Origin of the sequence: Rubellimicrobium rubrum, assembly GCF_006152115.1 — a bacterium.
Taxonomy (GTDB): domain Bacteria; phylum Pseudomonadota; class Alphaproteobacteria; order Rhodobacterales; family Rhodobacteraceae; genus Rubellimicrobium; species Rubellimicrobium rubrum.
Genome location: NZ_VDFU01000072.1, coordinates 1 through 3,936, shown reverse-complemented (window position 1 = coordinate 3,936; position 3,936 = coordinate 1). Strand labels below are relative to the sequence as shown.

Genomic DNA, 3,936 nt, shown 5'->3' with positions numbered 1-3,936 from the left:
CCAGCTCGTTCATGATCTTGCGTGTCTCGACCGCTTCGCGGGACCGACCTCCATGCTTCCATCGCGGGTGCGCTGCTCCCGCCGCGTGCCCCCCGCCCGCGCCATGGACGCGGCACACCGACCAGCCGGTCACGGCGGGAGCCCGACAGGGCCGGCCGGTGCGCTTTGACGTTGCGGTGCAGCGCGGGGCGGCATGAGCCCTGTTCATGGGGTTATCGTCATCTTTCCACATCCACCCCTCCCCGGTGTGTGACGTTCCCCACCACCGCCTGTGCGCCGGCCTCCACATTGACCCGCTCGACCTGGACCACATGCTGGCCCTTGGAGCGGTAGCGCTTGAGCGTTTCCATCTGCCCGGCATAGGTGCGCGCGAGCTTGTTGAGCGCCCGCTCGGCCGCGTCCTGCTGCGGGATGGTGTCGACGTGGTTCAAGCGCCGGGCCAGAGTCATGCTGGCCTGGTGGATGGCCGCCATCTGCGTGAGCAGCAGCAACTCGGCCGGGTCGCGGGGCTTCATGTCGCTCACGAAGGCCAGAGCCGCGTTGCTGGCCGTCTCGCTGATGCGGTGTCCAGGCTCGCCCAAGGTGGCCAACTGCATGACAGCCCAGTGGGTCACATCAGTGGCGTTGGCGGCCTTCTTCAGGTTGGTCCAGTCGCCGTCTATCTCTACCCTCAACGTGCCTTCATCGTTCAGGGACAGCGCCAGGTGCGGCACACCCCGGTCCTTAGGCGAGGGCATCGCAGGGACTGAGTGCCCGGCCTGTGCGGGCGGGGTCTTGGAACTGCTCATTGTCTTGCCTCCTGTCTGATGCGTTGGGCCAGCACCTCGGGCGCGACGCCGTACGCCGCCGCTGTCTCGCCCAGGGCTGCGCGCTCAGCCTCTTGCCGCCCCAAGCCGCCGTCGAACTCGCGGATGGCGACGCGCTCCTCAAAGCAGTCCAACACCTCGGCCCAGGTTGCGCTCTGAGACGATGCCCCGCCCGCTACTTCTGCTACACGGGAGGGCCCGAGCGGCTCTGCTGTAGCGGAAGTAGCGAAAGTAGCAGCAGCGTGCTCGGGCTCTGTCGATCTCATCGCGTCCAGCGCCGCATGCGGGTCACACCACATTGTGGGTCTCACGCAGGATCCGCCATGCTTCCTTGCGAGATGCGCCTCGCACAGCTGAGCCCGCCTCCAACGGCTCTAGCCAGCCATGGTGTTCCAATACCTGCAGAGTGGCTCGTGCCACCTTGGTCTCCCGCAGGGCATTGGGCCCGCTCTGCACCACCTCGCGGGTGGTCACGTCAGCATGGGGCCATGTCTCGACCAGCCATCGGCGCAGGGCTTCGGCCCTTGCCGTCTCTGTCGAGAGGGTCGCGGCATCAGCCAGTCGCGCGGCTTCGGACAGGTAGAACTGCGCGAGACGTTTGGCGTCGGCCATGGTGTCGGGGCGAACCTCTGCGGCTTCCAGATCGGCCCAGAGCGTCAGCGCCCCCGCGATGCGCGCCGCCTGCTCGGCGGCCTTGCTGGCGTATCCCGTGACATGGGCCAGATCGCCGCCTACGGCTTGCCTTGCCTCGACGTGGTCCGAGAACCGGACCAGCAGGGCGCACGCTTCAGGCGAGAGCGGCAGGGCGCGGAGAGCCAGTTCGCGGGTTTCGGGATCAGCCATGGGCAGGAACTGCGCCAGGATGGTTCGCAGTCGGGCTCCAAAGGCTGCGATGGGCGCAGGGTCCGTGCGCAGGGTTGCGGACAGCCGGGTGCCGATGGTGCTGGGCGGCTCGCACCAGAGGAAGCGCGGCAAAAAGCCTGTGCTTCCCGCCAGAGCGTCGGCCATGAAGGCGCGCGCGACCACCGGCTGCACCATCAGGTGGACCGCCAGCCTGCGGCCATGAAGCGTGTACGCGCCTTCGCCCGCCCGCGTGCGCCGGATCGGGTTGCCGCCCCACAGGTCATTGAGCGCGGCCAGGGTCTTTTGCCGGTTCTCGGCTCCCATGCCATGTCCGCCCAGGAACTGCCCGCCTTCATCCGAGAAGATGCCCAAGGACGGCTGCCCTTCAGCAAAGAGCCGTGTCAGCTCCGCGAAGGTGGGCTCCGTCACGGTACGGTCCTGCGATGGAGGAGCGGCGGGCTCTCTCCCCAGCGCGTCCAAGTCGGCCCGCGCGGCAGCGCGCTTCTCGCCCTTGCCCTTCCTGGCCTCAGTCAAGATGCGGTCGCGCTCGCCTTTCCAGAGCGCGTGCCGGTTCTGCCAGGCCGTGACCTCCTCGCGCTGGGCGCGGCTGGCCTCCCGCTCGTGCTCCCGTAGGGCCTCCGTCTGAGGGCGGTCGCAGGATGACTTGCGTGCCCCACTCTCCGCAATGGTGAGGGCATAGATCGACAGGGGCGCGAGCCCGCCCAGCGCCTCCAGGTCCGCGTGTGCCTGCACGGCCAGGGAAGCGATGGACAGGGCTGACTGCCCCGGGATAGCGACAGGGGCTCCGGTCATAACCTGCACGGCCTCCCTGAGCGGCCCCAGCGCCTCTACGGGATAGGGGCGACTAGGCGGCACTTCTCGGACCAAGGGTTGTGGCCCGTCGGGGCGGTAGGGGATGGACTGAACCACTCTCATGCGGCCCTCCACTGTAGAACGTCGTTCCAATCGTGCCCCTCGGGCGCGGGCAGCAGGCTTACCGACCGGCCCAGGCGCGGGGCGATGTGGGCGAGAGTGTCGCCGGCTGCTCGCCCCGCCCGGTCGCCGTCCGTCGCCACAATCGGGACACCGGGCTCGGGTGGCAGGCGCAGGGCCATGAGTCCGGATGCGCTCAGCGCGGCCCAGACCATTGCCGGGCCAGGCAGCAGCCCGCTCGCAAGGCTCAGGGCCGTCTCGATGCCCTCGGCCACCCCCAGCGGCCCCGGTCCGTGAGAGAGGCGCACAGCGCCGCCCGCACGCTGCCCAGCATGGCCTTCGCGGTCTGGACCTCAGCCTTCCCGTTGCCGTCCGGGCGCAAGAAGGTCCGATGGACGGCCATCCAGTCTGCCCGCTCGACGCGCGCCACGATGGCGGGCAGGCGCTGGCCAGTCGGGTGTGACGCATGAGGATGGAAGCGGAGGGTCGGCGGTAAGGTGCAGCTGATGCCCCTCCCGCGCAGATACGTCTCGGCTGAGGTGCCCTCGATCAGTCGGGCCTCCCGCCAGAGCGCAGACGCCTGCAACGCCCGGCGCTGGGCATCGGCGCGGTCCTCGGCCTCGCGGCGGGCCAGCGCAGTCGCGTCCATGCTGGTAGTGGGACCGTTTCCCTCGATCAGCCCAAGCCCTCGCAAGGCGGCAAGGATGTCCGAGAACGCGCAGCCCACACGGCAGCGCAGCAGGAGCCGTCCATTGTTGCCGTTGGACAGGCTCAGGCTCGGGTTCCGGTCCCCCTGTGCCGGGCAGCGAGCGACCCCATAACGGCCATACCAGCGCCCCTTGAGGGCGTGCGTCAGTGCGCGGGCGTCGGTCATTCGTCTGCCCCCTCACCATAGACTAGGATCGCGACAAGGGCGGCCTGGGCGGCGGTCAGGCCAAATCGGCGGCGCAGGCGGGGGATGCGAAGCCGGGTCACGCGGCCCCCCTGGCCCGATTTGCGCCAGCGTCCACGCGGCAGCGCAGGACGTAACGGCCATGGCGCCCGCCGAAGGGCGGTCCGTGCCGTTCGTGCAAGGTCTCGATGGCGACGCCCAGGCGGCGCAGGTTGTAGACGTAGGCACCCCAGCAAGGCCCAGGTTGGTCGATGGGTGTGACCCCGCTCGGACCTGCCGCAATGAGCCAGTCCAAGGCCCAGCGGTTGGGGCCCTCGACGGCGATGACGTGCGTTGAGCCGGACGGATCGGTGAGGGTGTAGTAGTGGCCGGATGGGCCGGAGGCGTGACAAAGCATCGTGAGGACGAGAACGGCAAGCTCAAGACGCTGGTCGCCGACCTGACGCTCGACCGGGCCATGTT

Annotated in this window: 6 protein-coding genes; all 6 read right to left on the bottom strand. The window is 69.2% G+C overall.

Annotation, left to right across the window (positions count from 1 at the left end):
- Positions 1 to 218 precede the first annotated feature (218 nt).
- Positions 219 to 788, bottom strand: coding sequence for a hypothetical protein (locus FHG66_RS21125; RefSeq protein ID WP_139079116.1), 570 nt, complete (start codon positions 786 to 788; stop codon positions 219 to 221).
- Positions 785 to 943 (bottom strand): hypothetical protein, encoded by a 159-nt coding sequence (locus FHG66_RS21800; protein ID WP_176556392.1) that lies wholly within the window; start codon positions 941 to 943, stop codon positions 785 to 787. The genes FHG66_RS21125 and FHG66_RS21800 overlap by 4 nt, the downstream gene beginning before the upstream one ends.
- Positions 944 to 1,094: 151 nt before the next feature.
- Complete coding sequence (locus FHG66_RS21120; RefSeq protein WP_139079115.1) at positions 1,095 to 2,585, bottom strand: YfjI family protein; 1,491 nt, start codon at positions 2,583 to 2,585, stop codon at positions 1,095 to 1,097.
- On the bottom strand, positions 2,582 to 2,857 hold the full coding sequence (locus FHG66_RS22535; RefSeq protein ID WP_246082713.1) for a toprim domain-containing protein: 276 nt from the start codon (positions 2,855 to 2,857) through the stop codon (positions 2,582 to 2,584). The genes FHG66_RS21120 and FHG66_RS22535 overlap by 4 nt, the downstream gene beginning before the upstream one ends.
- Complete coding sequence (locus tag FHG66_RS21115) at positions 2,830 to 3,456, bottom strand: DUF7146 domain-containing protein (RefSeq protein WP_246082712.1); 627 nt, start codon at positions 3,454 to 3,456, stop codon at positions 2,830 to 2,832. The genes FHG66_RS22535 and FHG66_RS21115 overlap by 28 nt, the downstream gene beginning before the upstream one ends.
- Before the next feature lie 97 nt (positions 3,457 to 3,553).
- Positions 3,554 to 3,936: winged helix domain-containing protein (locus tag FHG66_RS21110; RefSeq protein WP_246082711.1), on the bottom strand; the 383-nt coding region annotated here is incomplete at its 5' end.

Coding starts and splice junctions, on each gene's coding strand:
- FHG66_RS21125 (WP_139079116.1), bottom strand. CDS start 788: ATGAGCAGTTCCAAGACCCCGCCCGCACAGGCCGGGCACTCAGTCCCT.
- FHG66_RS21120 (WP_139079115.1), bottom strand. CDS start 2,585: ATGAGAGTGGTTCAGTCCATCCCCTACCGCCCCGACGGGCCACAACCC.
- FHG66_RS21115 (WP_246082712.1), bottom strand. CDS start 3,456: ATGACCGACGCCCGCGCACTGACGCACGCCCTCAAGGGGCGCTGGTAT.